The sequence below is a fragment of the Flavobacterium sp. SORGH_AS_0622 genome (assembly GCF_030818825.1).
Classification (GTDB): domain Bacteria; phylum Bacteroidota; class Bacteroidia; order Flavobacteriales; family Flavobacteriaceae; genus Flavobacterium.
Genome location: NZ_JAUTAX010000001.1, coordinates 3,594,626 through 3,614,975, shown reverse-complemented (window position 1 = coordinate 3,614,975; position 20,350 = coordinate 3,594,626). Strand labels below are relative to the sequence as shown.

Annotated in this window: 24 protein-coding genes and 1 tRNA gene; 20 read left to right on the top strand and 5 right to left on the bottom strand. The window is 32.3% G+C overall.

Annotated features, from left to right (window positions below; genetic code table 11):
- Window positions 1–304: 304 nt before the first annotated feature.
- The 17 genes from QE431_RS15150 (at window position 305) to QE431_RS15070 (ending at window position 15,331) form a co-directional block, all read left to right on the top strand.
- Complete coding sequence (locus QE431_RS15150; RefSeq protein ID WP_307297365.1) at window positions 305–1,162, top strand: glycosyltransferase; 858 nt, start codon at window positions 305–307, stop codon at window positions 1,160–1,162.
- Window positions 1,159–2,232 carry a glycosyltransferase gene (locus QE431_RS15145; protein ID WP_057116527.1) on the top strand — a complete coding sequence of 358 codons (1,074 nt, stop codon included), beginning with the start codon at window positions 1,159–1,161 and terminating at the stop codon, window positions 2,230–2,232. The genes QE431_RS15150 and QE431_RS15145 overlap by 4 nt, the downstream gene beginning before the upstream one ends.
- Before the next feature lie 4 nt (window positions 2,233–2,236).
- Window positions 2,237–3,349 (top strand): glycosyltransferase family 4 protein, encoded by a 1,113-nt coding sequence (locus QE431_RS15140; protein ID WP_307297361.1) that lies wholly within the window; start codon window positions 2,237–2,239, stop codon window positions 3,347–3,349.
- A gap of 8 nt (window positions 3,350–3,357) precedes the next feature.
- Entirely contained in the window at window positions 3,358–3,909 is a 552-nt protein-coding gene (locus QE431_RS15135) for a DapH/DapD/GlmU-related protein (RefSeq protein ID WP_057116525.1), read from the top strand.
- A complete protein-coding gene (locus tag QE431_RS15130) occupies window positions 3,902–4,720 on the top strand; it encodes a glycosyltransferase family 2 protein (protein WP_057116524.1) in 819 nt (272 codons plus the stop codon). Before QE431_RS15135 ends, QE431_RS15130 begins: the two co-directional genes overlap by 8 nt.
- Before the next feature lie 5 nt (window positions 4,721–4,725).
- Window positions 4,726–5,694 carry a UDP-glucuronic acid decarboxylase family protein gene (locus QE431_RS15125; RefSeq protein ID WP_057116523.1) on the top strand — a complete coding sequence of 323 codons (969 nt, stop codon included), beginning with the start codon at window positions 4,726–4,728 and terminating at the stop codon, window positions 5,692–5,694.
- A 201-nt stretch (window positions 5,695–5,895) separates the two neighbouring features.
- Window positions 5,896–6,642 (top strand): glycosyltransferase family 2 protein, encoded by a 747-nt coding sequence (locus tag QE431_RS15120; protein ID WP_057116522.1) that lies wholly within the window; start codon window positions 5,896–5,898, stop codon window positions 6,640–6,642.
- A gap of 95 nt (window positions 6,643–6,737) precedes the next feature.
- Complete coding sequence (locus QE431_RS15115) at window positions 6,738–7,505, top strand: polysaccharide biosynthesis/export family protein (protein ID WP_157848507.1); 768 nt, start codon at window positions 6,738–6,740, stop codon at window positions 7,503–7,505.
- Window positions 7,506–7,556: 51 nt separating this feature from the next.
- On the top strand, window positions 7,557–9,896 hold the full coding sequence (locus QE431_RS15110) for a polysaccharide biosynthesis tyrosine autokinase (RefSeq protein WP_307297353.1): 2,340 nt from the start codon (window positions 7,557–7,559) through the stop codon (window positions 9,894–9,896).
- 38 nt (window positions 9,897–9,934) lie between these two features.
- A complete protein-coding gene (locus QE431_RS15105; protein ID WP_057116519.1) occupies window positions 9,935–10,339 on the top strand; it encodes a VanZ family protein in 405 nt (134 codons plus the stop codon).
- On the top strand, window positions 10,323–11,087 hold the full coding sequence (locus tag QE431_RS15100; protein ID WP_307297351.1) for a hypothetical protein: 765 nt from the start codon (window positions 10,323–10,325) through the stop codon (window positions 11,085–11,087). The genes QE431_RS15105 and QE431_RS15100 overlap by 17 nt, the downstream gene beginning before the upstream one ends.
- Before the next feature lie 10 nt (window positions 11,088–11,097).
- Window positions 11,098–11,724: a sugar transferase gene (locus QE431_RS15095; RefSeq protein WP_307300558.1), complete on the top strand. Its 627-nt coding sequence runs from the start codon at window positions 11,098–11,100 to the stop codon at window positions 11,722–11,724.
- Window positions 11,725–11,787: 63 nt separating this feature from the next.
- Window positions 11,788–11,985 (top strand): hypothetical protein, encoded by a 198-nt coding sequence (locus QE431_RS15090; RefSeq protein ID WP_057116517.1) that lies wholly within the window; start codon window positions 11,788–11,790, stop codon window positions 11,983–11,985.
- Window positions 11,986–12,533: 548 nt separating this feature from the next.
- The gene (locus QE431_RS15085) at window positions 12,534–12,986 is read left to right on the top strand and encodes a hypothetical protein (protein ID WP_307297346.1); all 453 of its coding nucleotides are present in this window, start codon (window positions 12,534–12,536) and stop codon (window positions 12,984–12,986) included.
- Between the two features lie 20 nt (window positions 12,987–13,006).
- Window positions 13,007–13,082, top strand: a tRNA-OTHER gene (locus QE431_RS15080).
- 165 nt (window positions 13,083–13,247) lie between these two features.
- Window positions 13,248–14,432, top strand: a complete 1,185-nt coding sequence (locus tag QE431_RS15075) for an MFS transporter (RefSeq protein WP_307297345.1) — start codon at window positions 13,248–13,250, stop codon at window positions 14,430–14,432.
- 77 nt (window positions 14,433–14,509) lie between these two features.
- Window positions 14,510–15,331, top strand: a complete 822-nt coding sequence (locus QE431_RS15070) for a phospholipase A (RefSeq protein ID WP_057116514.1) — start codon at window positions 14,510–14,512, stop codon at window positions 15,329–15,331.
- Between the two features lie 71 nt (window positions 15,332–15,402).
- On the opposite strand, the gene QE431_RS15065 is transcribed toward QE431_RS15070, so the two are convergent.
- Together QE431_RS15065 and QE431_RS15060 are read right to left on the bottom strand one after the other, a co-directional pair.
- Window positions 15,403–15,621: a hypothetical protein gene (locus tag QE431_RS15065; protein ID WP_057116513.1), complete on the bottom strand. Its 219-nt coding sequence runs from the start codon at window positions 15,619–15,621 to the stop codon at window positions 15,403–15,405.
- 21 nt (window positions 15,622–15,642) lie between these two features.
- Window positions 15,643–15,912 carry a hypothetical protein gene (locus tag QE431_RS15060; protein WP_057116512.1) on the bottom strand — a complete coding sequence of 90 codons (270 nt, stop codon included), beginning with the start codon at window positions 15,910–15,912 and terminating at the stop codon, window positions 15,643–15,645.
- A 122-nt stretch (window positions 15,913–16,034) separates the two neighbouring features.
- Here QE431_RS15060 and QE431_RS15055 point away from each other — a divergent pair, with 122 nt between their 5' ends.
- The gene (locus QE431_RS15055; protein ID WP_082586781.1) at window positions 16,035–16,364 is read left to right on the top strand and encodes a helix-turn-helix domain-containing protein; all 330 of its coding nucleotides are present in this window, start codon (window positions 16,035–16,037) and stop codon (window positions 16,362–16,364) included.
- A gap of 176 nt (window positions 16,365–16,540) precedes the next feature.
- Window positions 16,541–17,644 (top strand): acyl-CoA desaturase, encoded by a 1,104-nt coding sequence (locus QE431_RS15050; protein WP_307297338.1) that lies wholly within the window; start codon window positions 16,541–16,543, stop codon window positions 17,642–17,644.
- An 89-nt stretch (window positions 17,645–17,733) separates the two neighbouring features.
- On the opposite strand, the gene QE431_RS15045 is transcribed toward QE431_RS15050, so the two are convergent.
- The gene (locus tag QE431_RS15045; protein WP_134140119.1) at window positions 17,734–18,255 is read right to left on the bottom strand and encodes a hypothetical protein; all 522 of its coding nucleotides are present in this window, start codon (window positions 18,253–18,255) and stop codon (window positions 17,734–17,736) included.
- 204 nt (window positions 18,256–18,459) lie between these two features.
- Between QE431_RS15045 and QE431_RS15040 the strand changes: the two genes are divergently transcribed.
- Window positions 18,460–19,107, top strand: a complete 648-nt coding sequence (locus QE431_RS15040) for a M15 family metallopeptidase (protein ID WP_057116508.1) — start codon at window positions 18,460–18,462, stop codon at window positions 19,105–19,107.
- Between the two features lie 11 nt (window positions 19,108–19,118).
- Here QE431_RS15040 and QE431_RS15035 read toward each other — a convergent pair whose 3' ends face one another.
- Both QE431_RS15035 and QE431_RS15030 read right to left on the bottom strand, forming a co-directional pair.
- On the bottom strand, window positions 19,119–19,709 hold the full coding sequence (locus QE431_RS15035) for a hypothetical protein (RefSeq protein ID WP_307297335.1): 591 nt from the start codon (window positions 19,707–19,709) through the stop codon (window positions 19,119–19,121).
- A 71-nt stretch (window positions 19,710–19,780) separates the two neighbouring features.
- Complete coding sequence (locus QE431_RS15030) at window positions 19,781–20,347, bottom strand: hypothetical protein (protein ID WP_307297332.1); 567 nt, start codon at window positions 20,345–20,347, stop codon at window positions 19,781–19,783.
- Between the last annotated feature and the right edge of the window lie 3 nt (window positions 20,348–20,350).

The following is a 20,350-nucleotide window of genomic DNA, read 5'->3' as shown; positions in this document are numbered from 1 at the left end:
ATTGTTCTTTTTGCACATCCTTCTTTTTTAGATCACCAAAGCATGCCCCGTTATGCTAATATGCTGTTCAACGGAATGACAGAAAAGAGACCATGAAGTAGAAATTTGGAGTCCGAAAGCTCGATTTTACAAACTTCCAAGTTCTAAGTCTTTAAAAAAGTGGTTAGGGTATGTAGACCAATACATTATTTTTCCGCTAGAAGTAAGGTTCAAACTGCTGGGAGCTTCAAAAGATACTCTTTTTGTATTTACAGATCAGGCTTTAGGACCTTGGGTTCCTTTGGTAAAAAATAAAAAACATGTAGTGCACTGTCATGATTTTTTAGCCTTGAAATCGGCTTTAGGGAATATTCCTGAAAATCCAACATCATTTTCAGGTAAGAAATATCAAAATTACATTAGAAATGGCTTTTCACAAGGGAAAAATTTTATTTCAATTTCAAAAAAAACACAAGAAGATCTGCACGAGTTACATCAAGGCAAAATTGTGAACTCTGCAGTATGTTACAATGGATTAAATCGTGCATTTCATCCGTTATCTCCAATTGAATCCCGCAATTTATTGAAAGCTAAATTAAATATAGAATTGACAGATGGATATATTATGCATATTGGTGGAAATCAATATTATAAAAACAGAAAAGGCGTAATAGAAATATATGATTTCTGGCGCGGAATAAGTAAAAAAAAGATTCCGCTGCTTTTAATAGGCTCAGAACCTTCAGAGGAATTGTCTGATTTACATCAAAAATCACCTTATAAAGAAGATATTCATTTTGTTAGTAATTTATCTGATGAATATATTAACAATGCATATTCTGGGGCTGTTTGTCTTTTGTTTCCTTCTCTTGACGAAGGTTTTGGATGGCCTATAATCGAAGCAATGGCTTCGGATTGTCCAGTCATAACCACTAACAGATCTCCTATGAACGAAGTGGGCGGACCAGCAGCTTTTTATATTGACAAAAGACCTAATGATGAATTGCATTTAAAAAAATGGAAAGAAGATTCGGCAAAAATTTTAGAAAGATTGATTACTCTGGATACACTTCAAATGAAGGAATTGATAGAGAAATCATTAAAACAATCTCAAAAATTTACCACCGAACATTCTTTAAATGCTATTGAAGTTGTTTATAAAGAAATTAATCAAATTGTATGAAAGTAATTCACTATATAGCCAGTATCGATAAAAGCGGCGGCGGCACTACAGAATATATGCGTTTGTTAAGCAAAGCATTAAAAAACGATACTTCGTTTAGCATCGCTACAGGAATGTCCAAAGATCCTATTTCTATCGAGGGAGTTTCAATTAAATTTTTCAATAACAGTTTATTACGCTGGTTTTCTTTGGCAAATGAGTACCGCATTTTTCTTGAAAACGAAAAACCAGATATTGTACACATCAACGGAATTTGGAGCCCTCAAAACTGGATCTTTCAAAAAACAGCTCAAAAATTGGGAATCAAAGTAATCGTTTCTCCTCACGGAATGCTGGAGCCTTGGATTCTGGCTCATAATCCGCTGAAAAAAAGAATAGCTCTTTTTTTATATCAAAAACATGCCATAAATAAATCGGTTTGCCTTCACGCAACCGCTGATATGGAAGCTGAAAATATTAAAGCATTAGGGTTTAAAAATCCAATTCATATTATTCCAAACGGCATTTATTTAAGAGATGTCAAAAAAATCAAGGAAAAATATGGAACCAAAAAGATGATATTCATGTCAAGAATTCATCCTAAAAAAGGTGTAGAATTACTGATAGATGCTTGGAGAACAAGTAATACAGAAGACTGGACGCTAGAAATTGCAGGTACTGGTGAAGAAGAATACGTAACAAACTTAATTAAGAGCGTCGAGGATTTAAAAAATGTCCGTTTTGTAGGGGCAAAATACGGAGAAGACAAATGGGATTTTTTACGATCTGCAGATGTAATGGTTCTTCCAACTCACAGCGAAAATTTCGGAATTGTTGTCGCCGAAGCACTGGCAGTAGCCGTTCCAGTAATAACAACGCACGGTACGCCGTGGGAAGATTTGGAAATACACAAATGCGGGTGGTGGATTGATTTATCGGTTACAAATTTAGAAAAGACTTTGCTTAAAGTTTTTAATTCTTCAAACATGCTCTTAGAAATGATGGGAAAACATGGCAGAGAATTAATAATAGATAAATACGACATAAAAACAGTAGGAAAGAAAATGGTCGAATTATATAAAACTATGTAAGGCAATGAAAATAACAATAGTTCAAGGCGCTTTTTTCCCCGTTCCGCCATTATTGGGCGGTGCTGTAGAAAAAATGTGGTACGGTTTGGCAAAAGAATTTGTTAATCAAGGTCATGAGGTAAATTACATATCAAAATCGTACGAAGGATTTTTAAATGTTGAAAGCGAAGGCGGAATCAATCACGTTAGGGTTAAAGGTTACAAAGTTCCCTCTTCTGGAATTATTCTTAAAATTTTAGATCTCTTTTACACTTTAAAAGCCGTTCGCAAAATAGCAAATAATACAGATGTAATTATTTCTAATACTTTTTGGCTGCCGATTCTCTTACCATCGAATCAAAAGAAAAAATGTATGATTGATGTGTCTAGAATGCCTAAAGGGCAAATGAGATTTTATACCAAAAATTCCAGATTACGTGCAAATTCAACCCCAGTTGCAAAAGCAATAAAAGACGAAATCAAAAAAGAGTATTTTGATAAAGTGGTAATGATACCTAATACACTGCCTTTTAGAAATACAAAAGCTGTTGATTTTTCAAAAAAGGAAAAAATAATACTATACACAGGGCGAATTCATCCTGAAAAAGGTTTAGATATTTTAATTAAATCTTTTGCCTCTTTAGACACAAACGACTGGAGGCTGCTTATTGTAGGACCTTATTCTACAGAAACCGGAGGAGGCGGAGAAGCTTATTTAGAAGAACTAAAACAGCTGGCAAAAGACAGTAATGTGAGATTTCTGGAACCTATTTTTGATATGGACAAATTAAACGAAATGTACTCCAAAGCTTCCGTATTTGTCTATCCTTCAGTAGCAGAAAAAGGCGAAACATTTGGAGTCTCCCCATTAGAAGCCATGAGCTGGGGCTGTGCAACAATAGTTTCCAATTTAGATTGTTTCAAAGATTTTTTAATTCATAATAAAAACGGTTTGTGTTTCGATCATCGTGTGGAGAAAAGAGTTGAAATTTTGAATCAATACCTTAAAGATTTAATCAATAACCCGTCACAGCTAAATGATTTAGCAAGAGCAGGCTTAAAGGTAAACGAGACTCATTCTAACGAAAAATTAGCCGTTGAGTTCTTAAACGAATTTGAGTCTATGAAAATCAAATAATAACAATAATGGAACAAGAATACTCACAAAATTCGCCTTACGATTCACCATGGTCGGTAACGCAGCGAATTAAAATGATAGTTTGGGAATATGTTTGGTTATTATTTTGTGTCTGGACTCCAAAACCGGCTAATGCCTGGAGATTATTTTGGCTCAAATTATTTGGCTGTAAAATTTACGGAAAACCATTTGTGCACCAAAGAGCGAGAATTCAAATTCCGTGGAATCTAATTCTTCACGATCATGCTTGTCTGGGAGATCGCGCCAACGCCTACACGCTTGGCATTGTAGAAATATTTGAGCACGCCACAGTAGGGCAGGAAGTGTATTTGTGTACTGGAACCCACGCTTTTGATAATCCGTCAATGAATTTGATTACCAAAAAAATAACAATTCATAAAGGAGTTTTTATAGGAGCACGAGCACTTATAATGCCTGGCGTAACAGTTGGCGAAAATGCAATTGTAGGCGCAGGAAGTTTAGTAACCAAAAATGTCGAGAAAAATACTATCGTAGCAGGAAATCCTGCCAAATTAATAAAATCTAGAAGCTTTGAATAAAATTCCAATTTCCGTAATCGTTTCTGTTAAGAACGAAGCTCAAAATTTACCCTCATGTCTGGGCAAATTAAAGCGATTTTCTCAAGTAATTGTAGTAGATTCAGGTAGCACCGATGATACTATAGATATAGCAAAAGCTATGGGAGCCGAAGTATTGCAATTTCAATGGAATGGTAAATTCCCAAAAAAAAGAAATTGGGCACTTCAAAATGCAAACCTTCTCAACGAATGGATTTTGTTTTTAGATGCTGACGAATTTGTAACCGAAGAATTTGTGAACGAAGTAGAAACTAAAACCCAAGATCCTGCTTATAATGGTTTTACCATTCAATTTGAAAACTATTTTATGGGCAGAAAACTGAGATATGGTTATGGATTTAAAAAATCGGCACTTTTTAAAAAATCAAAAGGAGCCTACGAAAAAATCGATGAAGATTTATGGAGCCATTTGGATATGGAAGTGCATGAACATCCTATTATAGAAGGCAAAGTTGGTATTATTGATGCCAAAGTTATCCATAAAGATTTCAAAAATCTAGAACATTACATTGACAAACACAATGCTTACTCGACTTGGGAAGCACAAAGGTATTTACAGCTTAAACAATCTAAGAACACTCTTTTATCCTTAAATCAAAAAATTAAATACGGACTCCTCAATACAGGATTACTTCCTGTTGTTTATTTTTTTGGTGCTTACTTTTTAAAATTAGGTTTTTTAGACGGAAAAGAAGGGTTTTATCTGGCACGTTTTAAGTCACATTACTTTTTTCAAATTCAGACAAAAATTGATTTAATCAAAAATAAATAGAATATATGAAAAGAATACTGATAACTGGAGGAGCTGGATTTGTAGGTTCACATTTATGTAAAAGATTATTGAATGAAGGAAACGAAGTAATTTGCTTGGACAATTATTTTACTGGAGCAAAATCTAACATTATTGAGCTGTTGGATAATCCGTATTTTGAAATGGTGCGACATGATATTACAGAACCGTATTATGCTGAGGTTGATGAAATTTACAATCTTGCCTGTCCTGCATCTCCTGTACATTACCAATACAATCCCATTAAAACCATAAAAACGTCTGTAATGGGAGCAATTAATGTACTTGGATTAGCCAAACGCATTAATGCTAAAGTATTGCAGGCCAGTACAAGTGAAGTATATGGAGATCCGCTTGTGCATCCTCAAACCGAAAATTATTGGGGACATGTCAACCCAATTGGGATTCGTTCCTGCTATGACGAAGGAAAACGCTGCGCCGAAACCTTATTTATGGATTATCACAATCAAAATAAAGTAGCGATTAAAATTATTCGAATTTTTAATACCTACGGACCCAATATGAATCCTGCAGATGGGAGAGTGGTTTCCAATTTTATTGTACAAGCATTACAGGGAAAAGACATTACAATTTTTGGAGATGGACTGCAAACCCGCTCTTTTCAATATGTTGATGATTTAGTCGAAGGCATGATTAGAATGATGGGTTCTGCTCCTGAATTTTTAGGACCTGTAAATTTAGGGAACCCAAATGAGTTTACGATGCTGGAACTGGCTCAGGCAATTATTGACTTGACAGATTCTAAATCAAAAATAATTCATCTCGAACTTCCGCAAGACGATCCAAAACAAAGACAGCCGGATATTTCTCTGGCAAAAAATAAACTTAATAATTGGGAACCTAAAATCCAGCTTAGAGAAGGTTTGGTTTCTACAATTAACTATTTTGACAAGCTATTGTTAAATCAACAAACAGCTTCTTCTGTTTTTTACTAAAAACATAAATTATCGCTGCTAATTTCTTCCCTAAATTTCCTGATTAAGGACATATATCGCTCATTTCTAAGACCTAAACTTCATTTTTTTGGGTTTTAACGAGGATTACGGTGCTTCGTCGAGAACTTTTTTTAGTAGTATTCTTTTGTTTTAGCTTTACCTTATAATTATGAAAGATTTTCACCTTAAAATATAATTATTATGAGAATTACCATAATCACAGTTTGTTACAATCGTAAAAATACAATCGAAAAAGCGATTAAAAGTGTATTGTCTCAAAATTATCATGATGTAGAATATATAATCGTTGATGGGAACTCTACAGACGGAACCAAAGAAATTATTTCCTCTTATAGTGATAAAATAACTCAGTTCATTTCTGAACCAGATAAAGGAATGTATGATGCCATAAATAAAGGACTTAAACTGGCAACAGGAGACGTTATTGGATTGATGCATTCTGATGATGAATTTTATGATAAAAAGGCTCTAACCAGAATTGCAGCTCGTTTTGAATATGAACCAAACATCGACGGCGTTTACGGCGATGGAGTTTATGTTTCGAATGATATGCAGGAACGATTAATTAGAGACCGAATAGGAGGTGTTTTCAGTATTAAAAAAGTTAAAGAAGGCTGGCTGCCATTGCATCCTACTGTTTATCTAAAGAAAAGTATAATCGATAAACACGGTTTGTACAATCTGGATTTTAAAATTGCTTCAGATACAGAATTCTTACTTCGCTATTTGTACAAATATAAAATTAAGATGAGTTATATCGATTCTTATATCGTTAAGATGAGAATGGGAGGAATGAGCACTAGTTTTAAACGCGCTTTTGAAGTTTTACAAGAAGATTATAAGATTTATAAATTTCATGGTTTAGCAGCAATTGGAACTGTTTTTTTGAAGAAAACAATCGCTTTAAGGCAGTACATCGTTCATTAACAATGATCCATTTGTTTTAAAAGAAGTGTAAGTCATCAGCAGAATTTTGATTCACGAAATTTAGATTAAGAATACTAATATATAATATGATTAACATGAAAAAGATTTCCTTTTCAATAATTTTATTGCTTTTAATGATGCTTCAGTCTTGTACGACCAAGAAACAAATGTTGTATTTGCAAGATTTAGATAAATATGCAAACACGACGATTAATTATACATCTCCTAAAATTCAGCCAAATGATATTTTAAAAATTGATGTTGGTGATCTAAATCCTTTAGTTGCTGCACCCTTTAATATTAATAACGGAACCAATAATTCGCAGACTTCTGTAGAAATGATGAGGTTATCAGGATATTTGGTTAATCCGCAAGGAACGATTATGATGCCGATTTTAAATGAAGTTAAGGTTGGCGGATTAACTCCAGCCAATGTCGAAGTCAAAATAAAAGAACGTCTGATCAGTGAGAATTATTTGGTAAATCCAACCGTTCAGGTAAGAGTCCTCAATAATAAATTTACCATTTTGGGAGAAGTAAATTCTCCAGGTGTTATAGCTTTTAGCGAAGAATCTATAAGCTTACTTGACGCAATCGGACTGGCAAAAGACTTGACTTATTCGGCAATTCGTACAGATATACAACTGATTAGAGAATCAGAAGGAAAACGTTTGGTATATCATATTGACTTGACAACCGCTTCTTGGATGTCGAATCCAAATTTCAGAATCAGACAAAACGATGTTATTGTTGTAACGCCAAATAAACTCAAAGCAAATAGCGGCGGGGTAATCAAAGATCCATTGCAATTAATCGGAATAGTTGCTTCTCTGGCAGCGCTGATTATAGTAATTGCAAAGTAAAATTTACAAGTAAAAAATAGAGTAATAGAATTGCTAATTAATTAAATGGTTATGGATTTTAAAAAAGAATTTTTAAAGTATTTTCAGTATTGGCCTTGGTTTTTACTTAGCTTAATTGTATTTGTAGGTGCTGCTTATATTTTCATAAAAATAACGCCGCCAACATACGAAACTTCGGCTACGATCTTTATTGATAAAAAACAAGAAGACAAAACCAAAATAATTACCATCAGTACAGACAAAAAAAGTAGTGAGGATAATTTAGAAGACGAAATTAGACTGATGACTTCCAATGAGTTTTTGTTGGGTGTAGTAAAGAATTTGAATTTAAATTTCAGCTATTTTGAAAAAGCATACACTGTACAAAATAATTATATAAATGAAGTTCCTTTTGTTTTGATTCCAACAGTTTCTAGAGATTCACTGCCACAAGTTACCTATGAAATTAAAATAGACAAAGAAGGATTTACGGTAACAGATCCAGCTGCAGAAAAAAGTTTCAGAATTAAAGGATATCAAAGCAATGAACCAGTGTATGGACTGCCATTTAAAATTCAATTATCTGCAAAAGCAAAAAAGAATCCAGCCTATTATTTTGAGAATGATTATAAGGTAAAAATTGAACCGACAGATATAGCTTTAAAAAATCTGAAAGAAGCGCTTATTGTTTTATCTGACGAAAAAGCACAAGGAGTAATAGAATTACAACACACAGGTTCAAGTCCAGATCGTTCCAGAAAAATATTAAACGAGATGATCACGTTGCTGGATAAAAATATTGTCATCAACAAGCAAAAAGTATTTAGTAATACGGTTTCTTATTTAAATCAAAGGATAAAAAATTTCACCAAAGAAAAAGATTCTATAGAAAGTGTAAAAGAAAAATACCTGCAAAATAATGATATCGGGGTAATGGACAATTACATCGTTGAAAAAACAGCCGATAGAAGCCAGACAAAAGAGAGTTCTATGCTCAACGAACGTCAAATAACACTTACCAATTTTGCGATTAACGATATTAAACAATCTGGCGTTGCACAAACTTTGGGTACAGGTTATAATTTAGATTCTCCAGCTGTTAATCAGATGCTTGTAAATTACAATGCAAAACTAATGGACAGCCAGCTGATCTTAGAAAGAGCACAAAAAAATAATCCTGCGTATATTAGTTTAATGACCCAGTTAAAGGTTCAAAAACAAGAAATATTAAATACGCTGGAAGGTTATTTAAACTTTCTTATTCAAAATAGTAGAGCAAATAAATCAGAACAAAGTATTGCCGAAGCAAAAGTAAAAAGCATTCCTACAAAAGATAAAGTATTGGGTAATATCAATAGCAATCTTAATATGAAAGAAGAAACTTATGTGGCATTATTGCAAAAGAAAGAAGAAGCAGTTTTAAACGGCGCAATTTTAGAATCAAACCTAAAAACTTTAAATGCTCCTGAAACCAATTATTCGGCAATTTTTCCGCAGCCAAAAGCATTTATGTTAGGAGCTTTTATGTTTGGTTTACTTATTCCTTTCGGGTTCACATATCTTAGATTATTCTTAGATACCAAAATTCACAACGAAGAGGATATTCAAAAGGTAATTGCCGACATTCCAATTTTGGGACATATTCCTAAAATAAATATAAGCGAAAAACTGGATAACACGGCTACTTCTCGTTCGCTGATTGCAGAAGCATCACGAGCCTTAATGTCAAATATATCCTATCTGCTGCCCAGAAATAAGGAAAGTAAAGGAAATGTAATCCTGTTTACGTCATCTATTCAGGGAGAAGGAAAATCGTTCTGTGCTTTTCATAATGCCATAACAATTAGTAATCTCAATAAAAAAGTGCTGCTTATTGGAGTCGATTTAAGAAATCCTCAATTACACGATTATTTTAGTATCAATAGAAACGTATTAGGACTCTCTAATTTCTTAGCTAATAAAGCAGACGACTGGAAAGAATTTTTGCAGAAAGACAATAATTTTTCTACCAACTTAGACGTCTTGTTTGCAGGAGAAACACCGCCAAATCCTTCTCAATTAATAACCAATTCTAATTTTGATTCCTTGATTGAAGAAGCTAGAAAAATTTATGACTACATCATTCTAGATACGGCTCCTGTGCAAATAGTTTCTGATACACTGAATTTTAGTCATTTGGCAGACGTAACAGTCTTTGTAGTAAAATACGATTATACAGATAAAAGCAATTTAGTCCAGGTAAGTAATTTTATTAAAAAAGAACAATTAAAAAATGTCGGAATTGTTATAAACGGCGTAAACATGAAAACGGCATACGGATACGGTTATGGCGTAAGCTACGGCTACCAGTATCAAGAAGCAAAAGTAAAGAAACCTTGGTATAAAAGAAGTCTTGCTGTAAAAGGCGCTTAAGCAATACAAAGCCATTTACTAAAATTAAATAATATAAAATGTTTCATAAAATAGTTCTATTGCTATTGCTCTTTGTTATTGGTGCCGTTTTTTATTTTTCGTGGCTGTCTGATCCTGGTTTTGGGGGAGAAACCTATCTGCCAAGATGGCTTTTGAACTGGAGTAACCATTATTATAATTTGCGTACTGCTGTTCCTTTTTTAGCTGTAGGTTTCTTGTTGGAAATCTATACGGAACAGAGTGAATATAACAGCAAAAATTTGAATTTCATACAAAATATTGGGATCGCAACAATAATAGTATGTATAGCTGAGGGAGGACAGTTTTTGATCCAGAGAAGAAGCCCCGATTTGATGGATATTTTTTATGGAATCGTTGGAAGTTTAATAGGAGCATTGTGTTACAATTTATTGAAAAAGATAAGAAATGCGAAACAGACATAAATTTACTTTCATAATGTGCTGCGCCATTGTAGATATGATTGCGATGGTTTTAGGGACTATGATATTTTTGAATTTTGCAACTGAAGAAAATATTGGTTGGAATGGATTATTTCTAAATAAAATGATTCCGATTACAATTTTAAGCTGGTTGTTTTCAGTTACTTATTTTCAATTGTATCGAGTAGACGTTCTTTTTAGTTTAGATGAATTTTTTAGAAACAGCTGGCGTGCTTTCTTTACACAAAGAATATTATGGCACAGTTATATTTTCATTTTTCAGGATGACGTTTTGTACTTCTTTGGAAGCAAGGCAAATTTAATACAGTTGAGTTTTTTACTGTCTTACTTTTTGTTTTCCAGAATTTTGTTTACAGTAGTTATAGGAAAAATAAAAGGCTGGGTTTTTAAGCAATATACAGTTGCAATATGGGGCTTTAATAAAACAAGTATCGAATTGGCTTCTCATTTAGAAAACAATTCATTCTTCATAAATTTTGTGGGTATTCTTAACGAAAATTCGTCTGTAGAATACACAAGTAATGAAGATTTTTCCTTGGCACTTTGCGACGCCATTCATAATGCATCTGAAAATAATATAAATGAATTGTACATAGTTACTAAACCTGATTTTATTTCAGATTTGAATTATTTCTTTGAGCTTGGTGACAAGCATTGTATGCGTTTGAAATTTGTACCCGATTTTTCATCAATTTCAAAAAAACACTTTAACTCAACTCATTTAAAATAATTTTCATGTTATCAAGCCCCGTTTTGAGCCTTTACAAAATGCTTATAATAGATTAGCAAAAAGAATATTTGATCTAGCTTTCAGTATTTTGGTTATTGTTTTCATCTTGTCCTGGCTGTATCCTTTGTTAGCTTTTTTAATTAAAAAACAAAGTAAAGGACCAGTTTTATTCAAACAAATGCGAACGGGTAAAAAGAACCAGCATTTTTGGTGTTATAAATTCCGAAGCATGTATGTCAATATGGGAGACGAAACCCAGCAGGCACAAAAAGGAGACAGCAGAGTAACGCCAATAGGAAAATTTATCCGCCGTACCAGTTTAGACGAAATGCCGCAGTTCTTTAATGTTTTGATAGGAAATATGAGTGTCGTAGGGCCGCGCCCTCATATGATTAAGCACACATCTGACTATAATGACCATATCAATAATTTTATGGTACGTCATTTTGTTAAACCAGGAATTACAGGTCTGGCCCAAGTTTCGGGCCTTAGAGGCGAAACTAAGAAAGTATCAGATATGAAACGCCGTGTTACAACAGATATTGAATACGTACAGCGCTGGAGTCTGATTAAGGATATCAAAATTTGCTTTCTAACAGTTATTGTAACCTTAAAAGGAGATAAAAATGCTTTTTAAAAATTATAAAATAAATAAACCAAAAAAATAAACTAATAAACTTAAATAGAAGAAATTATGGACATGACTAATTACCTTATTGGTTTACTCACAGGAGTTTCTGTGACAACCTTTTTTATTGGAAAAGAGTGGTATAAATATTATACTAAATACACGATCCAACAAAAGCAATTGGATCGAGTTTTGAAATTAAACGATAAAATTAAAAAACTGAAAAATTACAGTCCGTCTGAAACTCAAAACTTAAATGTTGGAGTCTAATTATTTAGATCTAGATACTTATTATCAAGTGTAAATAAACGATGTCAAAAACTTAAATAATTTTATGATGAAGTTAATAATGAGCTCGATAAAATGTCGAGCTCATCCCTTTTGAAATTACCTCTACGCCTGTTGCTTATTTAAGTTCCTTTTATAGTCCTGACTATTGAGGAATATTTTTCCTTATATGATTCGTGTTCTTAATTCATATAAAAACTTTTAAATCTCCCTTATCTCCAAGATGTTATATATTCTGTTTTCTTTAATGGAAATACCCAATACATCTAACCTTCTTTATACAACTTTAAAAAGCTCCCAAATCCTATTTGAGGCTTAATAGCATTGCGATTGAGCCATTTGCATACATGTTTTTGCTCGTATGTATTCTTCATTCTACAAGTCAGCTAAAAATGAACAGTACTTATTTTGTAAAAACTATATATGATTTTAATTAAAGTCCCGATATGAGAATATAAGGGATTTTCGTGTTTTATGTTGTTGAAGTATAATCTATTATAAATAAGGATAAAAATGCTAAATCTTGAGAGATGATTAAAAAAGAAAAAGTTTTAGTTCGCGATAATAAAGGTATTTTTTTAAAAATGTTCAAAAGAAAGTTCAAGAGTGAATTTGACTTTTCTGAAGATTCCTTCTTGTTGAAAAATGAAAATAAATCGGGAGGTTTTGATCATTCTGTCTTTGTAGTTTATGAATATTCTGAATTAGTAGATTTTTTCGAATTAGACGGAATAAATACAAATTCTATGGTTTGCTTATTTAGTAAACATCTCTATAACAGCTTATCTAGAATAGAAGAGATTAAAGATTTAATTTTAATAGATGCCTCAAAGTCAAAAACAGAAATTTTTGAAGATTTAAAAGTATGCTTTAAAAAGTCTTCATCGTTGCTTCCAAAATTATCTCAGAACAAATTTGTAAAATCAAAAATGGCCAAAAAACAGCTCGAAGTACTACAGAGAGCTTTATATTTTATGATGTAAGTAACTCGAAAATTTATTACGAATGCATAGCTCAGCTGGTTAGAGTCTCCCAACTTCAGTCGGGAACGGTCGGGGGTTCGAATCCTTCTGCGTTCGCAAATAGCCACTCCTTTGAGTGGCTTTTCTTTTTTTTAAATTGATTGAAATTGAAAGCAATTTTTAGAAGATTTATTAAAAGCTTTTTCAGAATAGAAAAGTATATTTGCAGCCTGCGATTTATTCCATTCTTCGCTTCGCAGCAATTATTCTAACAGCCTGATAATGTCACAAAATAAAAAATCTATTTATACGCTTCAATTCATTCTGCTTTGCATGAGCTCGCTTTTGTTCTCGTCAAGTTTTAATATGATAATTCCAGAACTTCCAAGTTATTTAAGTAGTCTAGGAGGAGCAGAATATAAAGGATTAATTATTTCATTATTTACTTTAACAGCAGCAATTTCGAGGCCTTTTAGCGGAAAACTAACCGATAAATGGGGACGCGTTCCTGTAATGGCTGTAGGATCTGTTGTTTGCTTGATCTGCGGGTTTTTATATCCCATCTTAAGTTCAGTTTCTGGATTTTTACTTTTGCGTTTAGTTCATGGTTTTTCAACCGGATTTAAGCCTACTGCGACTTCTGCTTATGTAGCAGATATTATTCCGCAGGAGCGCTGGGGCGAAGCATTAGGTTTGCATGGTTTATGTTTTAGTATTGGTGGTGCTTTAGGACCTGCATTAGGCGGCTGGGTCGTAAATGCTTATGGAATTGATGTTATGTTTTATGGTTCGTCATTTCTTGCCTTTCTTTCTATTGTGATTGTAATGAACATGAAAGAAACTTTAGCAACAAAAGAAAAACTTCATAGATCTATGTTTTATATCGGTCGAAAAGATATTATAGATGTTGGGGCACTTCCTGCAGGAATCATCACTTTCTTTTCTTATACAGCCTATGGTTTAATTTTGACATTGATTCCAGATTGGAGCGAACATTTGGGAGCACAGAATAAAGGAATATTTTTTACAGCCTTTACAGTAGCATCTGTCTTGATAAGATTTGGAGCTGGAAAAGTTTCTGACAGACACGGAAGAACGAATGTCATATTAGCAGGACTAGTGGTAACTGCAATTGCATTATTTGTAATAAGCGAAGGCACTCATATAAATATGCTATTAGCAGGCGCAGCACTTTACGGAATGGGAACTGGAATTTTATCTCCAGCAATAAGTGCATGGACAATCGATTTAAGCAATCCAGAACACCGCGGCAAAGCAGTAGCCACAATGTATATTTCTATGGAAATAGGAATCGGGTTTGGTGCATTGTTAGGAGGAAGCTACTATAGCGATCATATAATGCGAATACCGCAGATTTTCAAAATAGACATCCTAATAATACTAATGGGACTCCTGTATCTTTTGTATTGGAAAAGCAGAAATACTAATAAAAAAATGTTGAAATAAGCAATTTTTAAATTCAGTAAAAATAACGTACATTAGTGTAAAAGCTTACAATAAAGCTCCAACTTTAAATCATAAAAATGTACTTTAAATACCTATTGACTTGTTTCATATTGTTTACAATCACATCCAACTCACAAATTGTAGAAGAGAAAAAAAATTTCCGCGCCGCAGATTCATTGTTAAAAGAACATAGTTTTTCTGTTCATAAGGATAATTATTTTTTAACCGGTATACCGTTGAGCGAACCCATTACACGAAATTCTGCAGATGTAAAATATCAAGTTAGTTTTAAACTCCGACTAAACTCAAAACCTTTATGGGGCGGATTTTTTCCTTATCTAATGTACACTCAAAAAGCATTTTGGGATATTTATGCAAGTTCAAAACCCTTTTCAGAAATTAATTTTAACCCTGGAGTTGCTATCGTTCGTCCGTTTTATTTAAAAGGCGGAAGATTAACGTATGGAACAATTTCGTTGGAACACGAATCAAACGGAAGAGATTCGATCTATTCAAGAACTTGGAATATGCTTGCCTTTTCATTAAAATCACAAGTTTCTCCCAGATGGACAGTTGGAATTAGAGGCTGGATTCCGCTAGTTGATAAAGAAGATAATCCTGGATTAACCAAATATGTCGGTTACGGTGAGGCAAGCGCAACTTATCAGATTCAGCCAGGAAGATGGAGCGCCGACGTTCTTTTTAGAAAAGGAAGCGGACTCATCAATTATGGTTCTCTGCAGACGCAGCTGAACTGGAAACCCTATAAAGACGAAAATTATTACATTACATTGCAATGGTTTGTGGGATATACAGAAAGTTTAATAGATTATCAGGAACATAAAAGCATGCTCCGTTTAGGCTTTACAATCAAACCAGAAAATATGGGAATTTTCTAAATCAAAAAAAACATCATTTTTTAGCAGCATTCCAAAAAAAAACAATTTCGAGACAAAATAAAAAAATAGTTTTAATTTAATTCAGCTTCTATTTTTTTAAGCTGATTAAAACATCTGAAATGTATTTCTGCACCTTCTATATATTGTTCAGGAGTCATTCCGTATAAGTTTAGGTTTGCTAAATCGTCTAGGGTAAGAGATTTATTTCTGAGCAGATCATTAGTAAAATCGATTTGGTATTCTTCTTTTGTGTTGTGTATATCCTGGTTGATCATAATGTTATTTTTCATAAGATTCGGTTAGAAATCTTTTTAAGAAGTTATAAGTTTAATTTTTTCAATTGCCTCTTTATTTTCTGCAGCTACTTCTACCAATGCAAGCAAAATGTCATTTCTTAATATTGCTTTATTTCTTACATTTCTAATCAAAGCTTTACTTGGAGGAGTTTTTCCTTTTTTAAGCAGGCAAGCGATAGTTAAGTCGACGTAGGTAACTGGTAAATGCTTGTCAATAAATTCGTAAGCTTTTAGGTTGTGAGAATTATCTTCTTTAAAATTGCTGTTTTTGATTAATTTTGACATATATTTGCTATTAATAACTTAATCTTTTATAATTTATGTAAATGTAAGAAAAATATTATATTTTAAATAAGTTTTTATGTTAAAAAAAGTATTTTGAGTACATTTTATATTGAATTTAAATAATGATGTATAACGAAAAATTAAGCAAATTCTTTAAAGCTAAAGGATTAAAGCAAAAAGAGGTTGGCGAAATTTTAGGATTTAGCCCAGTAATGATTGGAAGATATTTACATGGTACTGCTAATATTGGATCTGAATTCCTTATTAGTTTAAGTAAAAACTTCCCAGATGTAGATTTGAATGATCTTTTTGCTCCAGAAAAAGAGCAAAATATGGTTAATGAAGACAGGGCGGTTTACGAAAAACATGATATTCTTAATGATTTAGAAGAAATAGAAGATCGTATCCATACCATTAGATTGCGCCTGGCAGAAAAAAAGTTTGAGGAATAGTTTTAAAAAATAATTTTCCGAAAATATCTAACAAAATAACCTGAAAAAAAATTATTGAAACCACTCTAATAGAGTGGTTTTTTTTATTTTACAAAGTTTATAGTTAAATAAATGTGTTATAGTAGATTAAGTTTTTTTTTATTAAATTTGATAGACAATTTCTAGCCAGAATACACATGGAAAAATTAAAACGACCGGTTTATGTCAAACCCGGAACTGATGATTTTTTTAAAAAGATGCGTTTAGAAGTGAATGAAACCGTCTTAAAGAATTCATCTTTATACGTATTAAATGTTGTAAAATCTCTAGGACTTCTAGTTGTTTTCTTTCTATTTTACAGCTGTATTTTACTTTTTGGTAACCAGACCTATTTGCTTTTTCTATTTTATATTTTGTCTGGAATTACTATGATTGTTTTGTTTATAAATGCTTTTCATGATGCAGCGCATGGAGCATTGTTTAGAAAACCGAAACATAACGAATGGTTTTTATATGTTTTAGAACTCTTCGGCAGTAATCACTGGCTCTGGATGCGCCGTCATATCAGCCTGCATCATGCATATCCAAATGTTCCAGATTGGGATGTAGATATCAAACAAAGCGATATAATTAGAATATTTCCCAACAGTCCATTATTTAATTATCATAAATATCAGCATATTTATATGTGGTTTATATATCCATTTTATAGTCTCAACTGGATTTATATACGAGATTTTAAAGACTTTTTTGGTACCAAAGATAATTACGTAAAAAAAGTAGTCGAAAAGATTCCGAGACCAGAAATCTATCGCTTATTTGCGGCCAAGATTATTAATATTGCTTATTTGCTTTTCCTGCCAATGATACTTTTAAAACAGCCTTGGTATATGGTTCTGTTTGCCTGGCTGTCTATGCACATGTGCGGCAGTGCGCTTGGGGTAGTAGCCTTGGTTTCGACTCATGTCGATGAAGATGCTCATTTTCCGAATACAGATGAAGAAGGAAATCTTTCTGATACTTGGGCAGTACATCAAATGATAGTTACCAAAGATTTTAGCACCAATAGTAAACTAGCCAATTTTTTATACGGCGGATTTACACATCACGTTGCACATCATCTTTTTCCAGGTGTTGGGCATACTTATTATCCGTACATCACCCCAATAATAAGACGTTACGCAGAAGAATACAACCTGCCTTATACTTCGTATCCTTTTTATCACGCCGTGCGTTCCCATTTCAGAATGCTCAAAAATAAAGGAGTAAAAGAAAATATTTTAATGACAGGGGAGATTTGATTAAAAATTAAAATAGGCATTAAACACCAACCATTAACAATTAACCATTAACAATTAACAATTTACCATCAACCATCAACCATTAACAATTACCCCTCAACTTCTACATTTTCTTTTTTAACGTTCAAATCTTTCAAAAAGTTATCTTTAATTTCGATTTCAAAATCATCTTCTTTAAAAATAGTTAGCTTAGATTTTTCAAACTTGTAAACATTTATCTTGTTATTTTTTACGTCGATAAAAAGATCATACGAATAGGTACTGCAGTCGTGTTGTTTACATCCCCAGGCATGCAGGATATTTTCCTGTTTTTCAAAAGGCGTTTCTGTATTCCAATATTTTACCATTTGCTCATAATCAGCTCCTAATAGTTTTTTCAGCCTTGGAGCCAGACTGCTTTTAGTTAAAAACTGAGTTCCAATAACGCTTTTATCAACCAAATCATTTAAAGTATCGGATGGATTAATTACGGCCGAATCTGATTGTAAGGCATGTGTTATTATAGAGGTTGAATCTGTTGTAGGAAGACTTTTAACCGTTTCTTTTTTACATGAAATCAATATAAAACTACTTAATAAAACTAGAGAAAAGTATTTGGCTTTGCAATTCATAATAATTGATTTTAGAATTAATAATTTAAATTATAAAGTCATAATAATCTAATATTCATAAAGATATTAAAATAAAGTCTGTTTTGAAAGAGATTTAAAACCATGTAAATTATAAAACATATTATTTTAGTGTAAAGATCAAATTATAAAGGAAGCAGTTTTAAGTTTTTTTGATTAACTTCAATTTTTTAAAATTATAAAGCAATGAATTGTTTTTCAAAACTTTTATGCGTTTTCCTTTTTGGTACCGCATCTTTACAAGCACAAAACGAAGCCTACACAGATATTTCTGAATCACAAATCTCAGATACAACATTTGTCAATCTAAGAGATTACAGTAATGATTTTATCTACGACATGAAATACGCAACCGAAGATAATTTTCTAAAAGCAAAAGTATATGATTGTGCCGAATGTATGCTCCGTTTAAAAACGGTCAAAGCTTTAATTGCGGCCAATACTGATTTTCTAAAAAAAGGCTATAGAATCAAATTATTTGATTGTTACAGACCTTTGGATATCCAAAAGAAAATGTGGGAGATTGTGTCGAATCCAGAATACGTTGCAGATCCAAAAAAAGGCTCCATCCATAATAGAGGAGGAGCCGTAGATATTTCTTTGGTAGATATAAATGGAAAAGAAGTCGATATGGGAACTTCTTTTGACTTTTTCGGAATTCAGGCGAGCCACAATTTCAAACAGCTTTCAAAAGAAATCCTTTCAAAAAGAGCTTATCTGAAAAAAGTTATGATTAAAAACGGCTTTAATTCTTTTGATTCAGAATGGTGGCATTACAATTTAAAAGCGGGTTTAAAAGATAAAGTTGCCAATCAAAAATGGAAATGTGATTAATTATTCTTTAATTAAATATCTGCAATATTAAAATTATATTTTTCATCTTCCCTTGGATCATTTACACTGTCAAATTCTTCAACTTTTTTCAGCGAGAATAAAAAACCATAATTCGGATGTGGATATTTAAGTTCTTTATTTCTTGTAAAACCTGTAATTGATACAAGATATTTTCCAGAGGATAGATTAAATTTTAATCCAGAATATAATGTTTCTCCATCAAGTGTTTGATATGATATTTCTTCTCCTGAAAATTTATTTTTATCAAATTGGTAGAAGCTTCCAGTATCAGTAATCCATAATGAATCTTTGATTTCGATATTGAAATCATCATATTTTAGCTTTTGTAACCATTGATTATCAAATGATTCACCAAGATTTTCTATTTTAATAATATATTCTATCGAGTTTATTGGAGTGAATGGCAACCATATTCCTTTTTTAAGCAAGGCTAAATATCTGTCATGATTATCTTGAAAGTTTTTTAAAAGTTTTTTTGATTTTATTTTTTCATTTTTCAAAAAATCTTCCAAGATATCTATTGAAAATAAACATATTCCATAGCTTGAGATATTTAAACTTTTATCTATCGCCTTTTTCATAATTAATCATGTTGTTATTTTTACATGCTAACTTTAAAATTAAGGTTTTATTGCTAAATAATTATTTTGGATTATTCAACACATCGAATGTTATCCATAAAATAAGTATTTGGATGGAAAACTTTACCATTCATTTCAGATGTTAATTCAGACTTTACAATGTAATCTTCAATGTTGGTTAAGTATTTAATTCGCATTAAGGTTACAGGAGATTTTTTCAGCTCTTCGTAATTGTCTTTCATAAAAAGAAAAATACCAGTATTAACACGATTGTCAAAACCTTTTTCGTCACGGATAAGAGTTCCGCAATTTTCTTGGTTGATATGCATTAGCGAAACAATTTTTCCGTTTTGCAGCTGTAAAAATATTTTAGAATTTTTGTCAAAACAATTCGCTTTGATAAATTCTTTACTCTTTTGAATTAACTGCACATTTAGAGTTGGTAGTCCGTCTGTTTGAGCAAGCGAAAAAAAGATGTAATTAGAAGTTCCTCCAAAATTTTTCTCGTTTACTAAATATTCGTTGGTGATTTTATAAGAACCAATAGAATCGGTAACGTTGGTACTATATTCACATGGTTTTTGGGCAAAAGCGGTAAGGGTTAATAGAAAAATGGTTAAAGTAAATAGTTGTTTCATTGT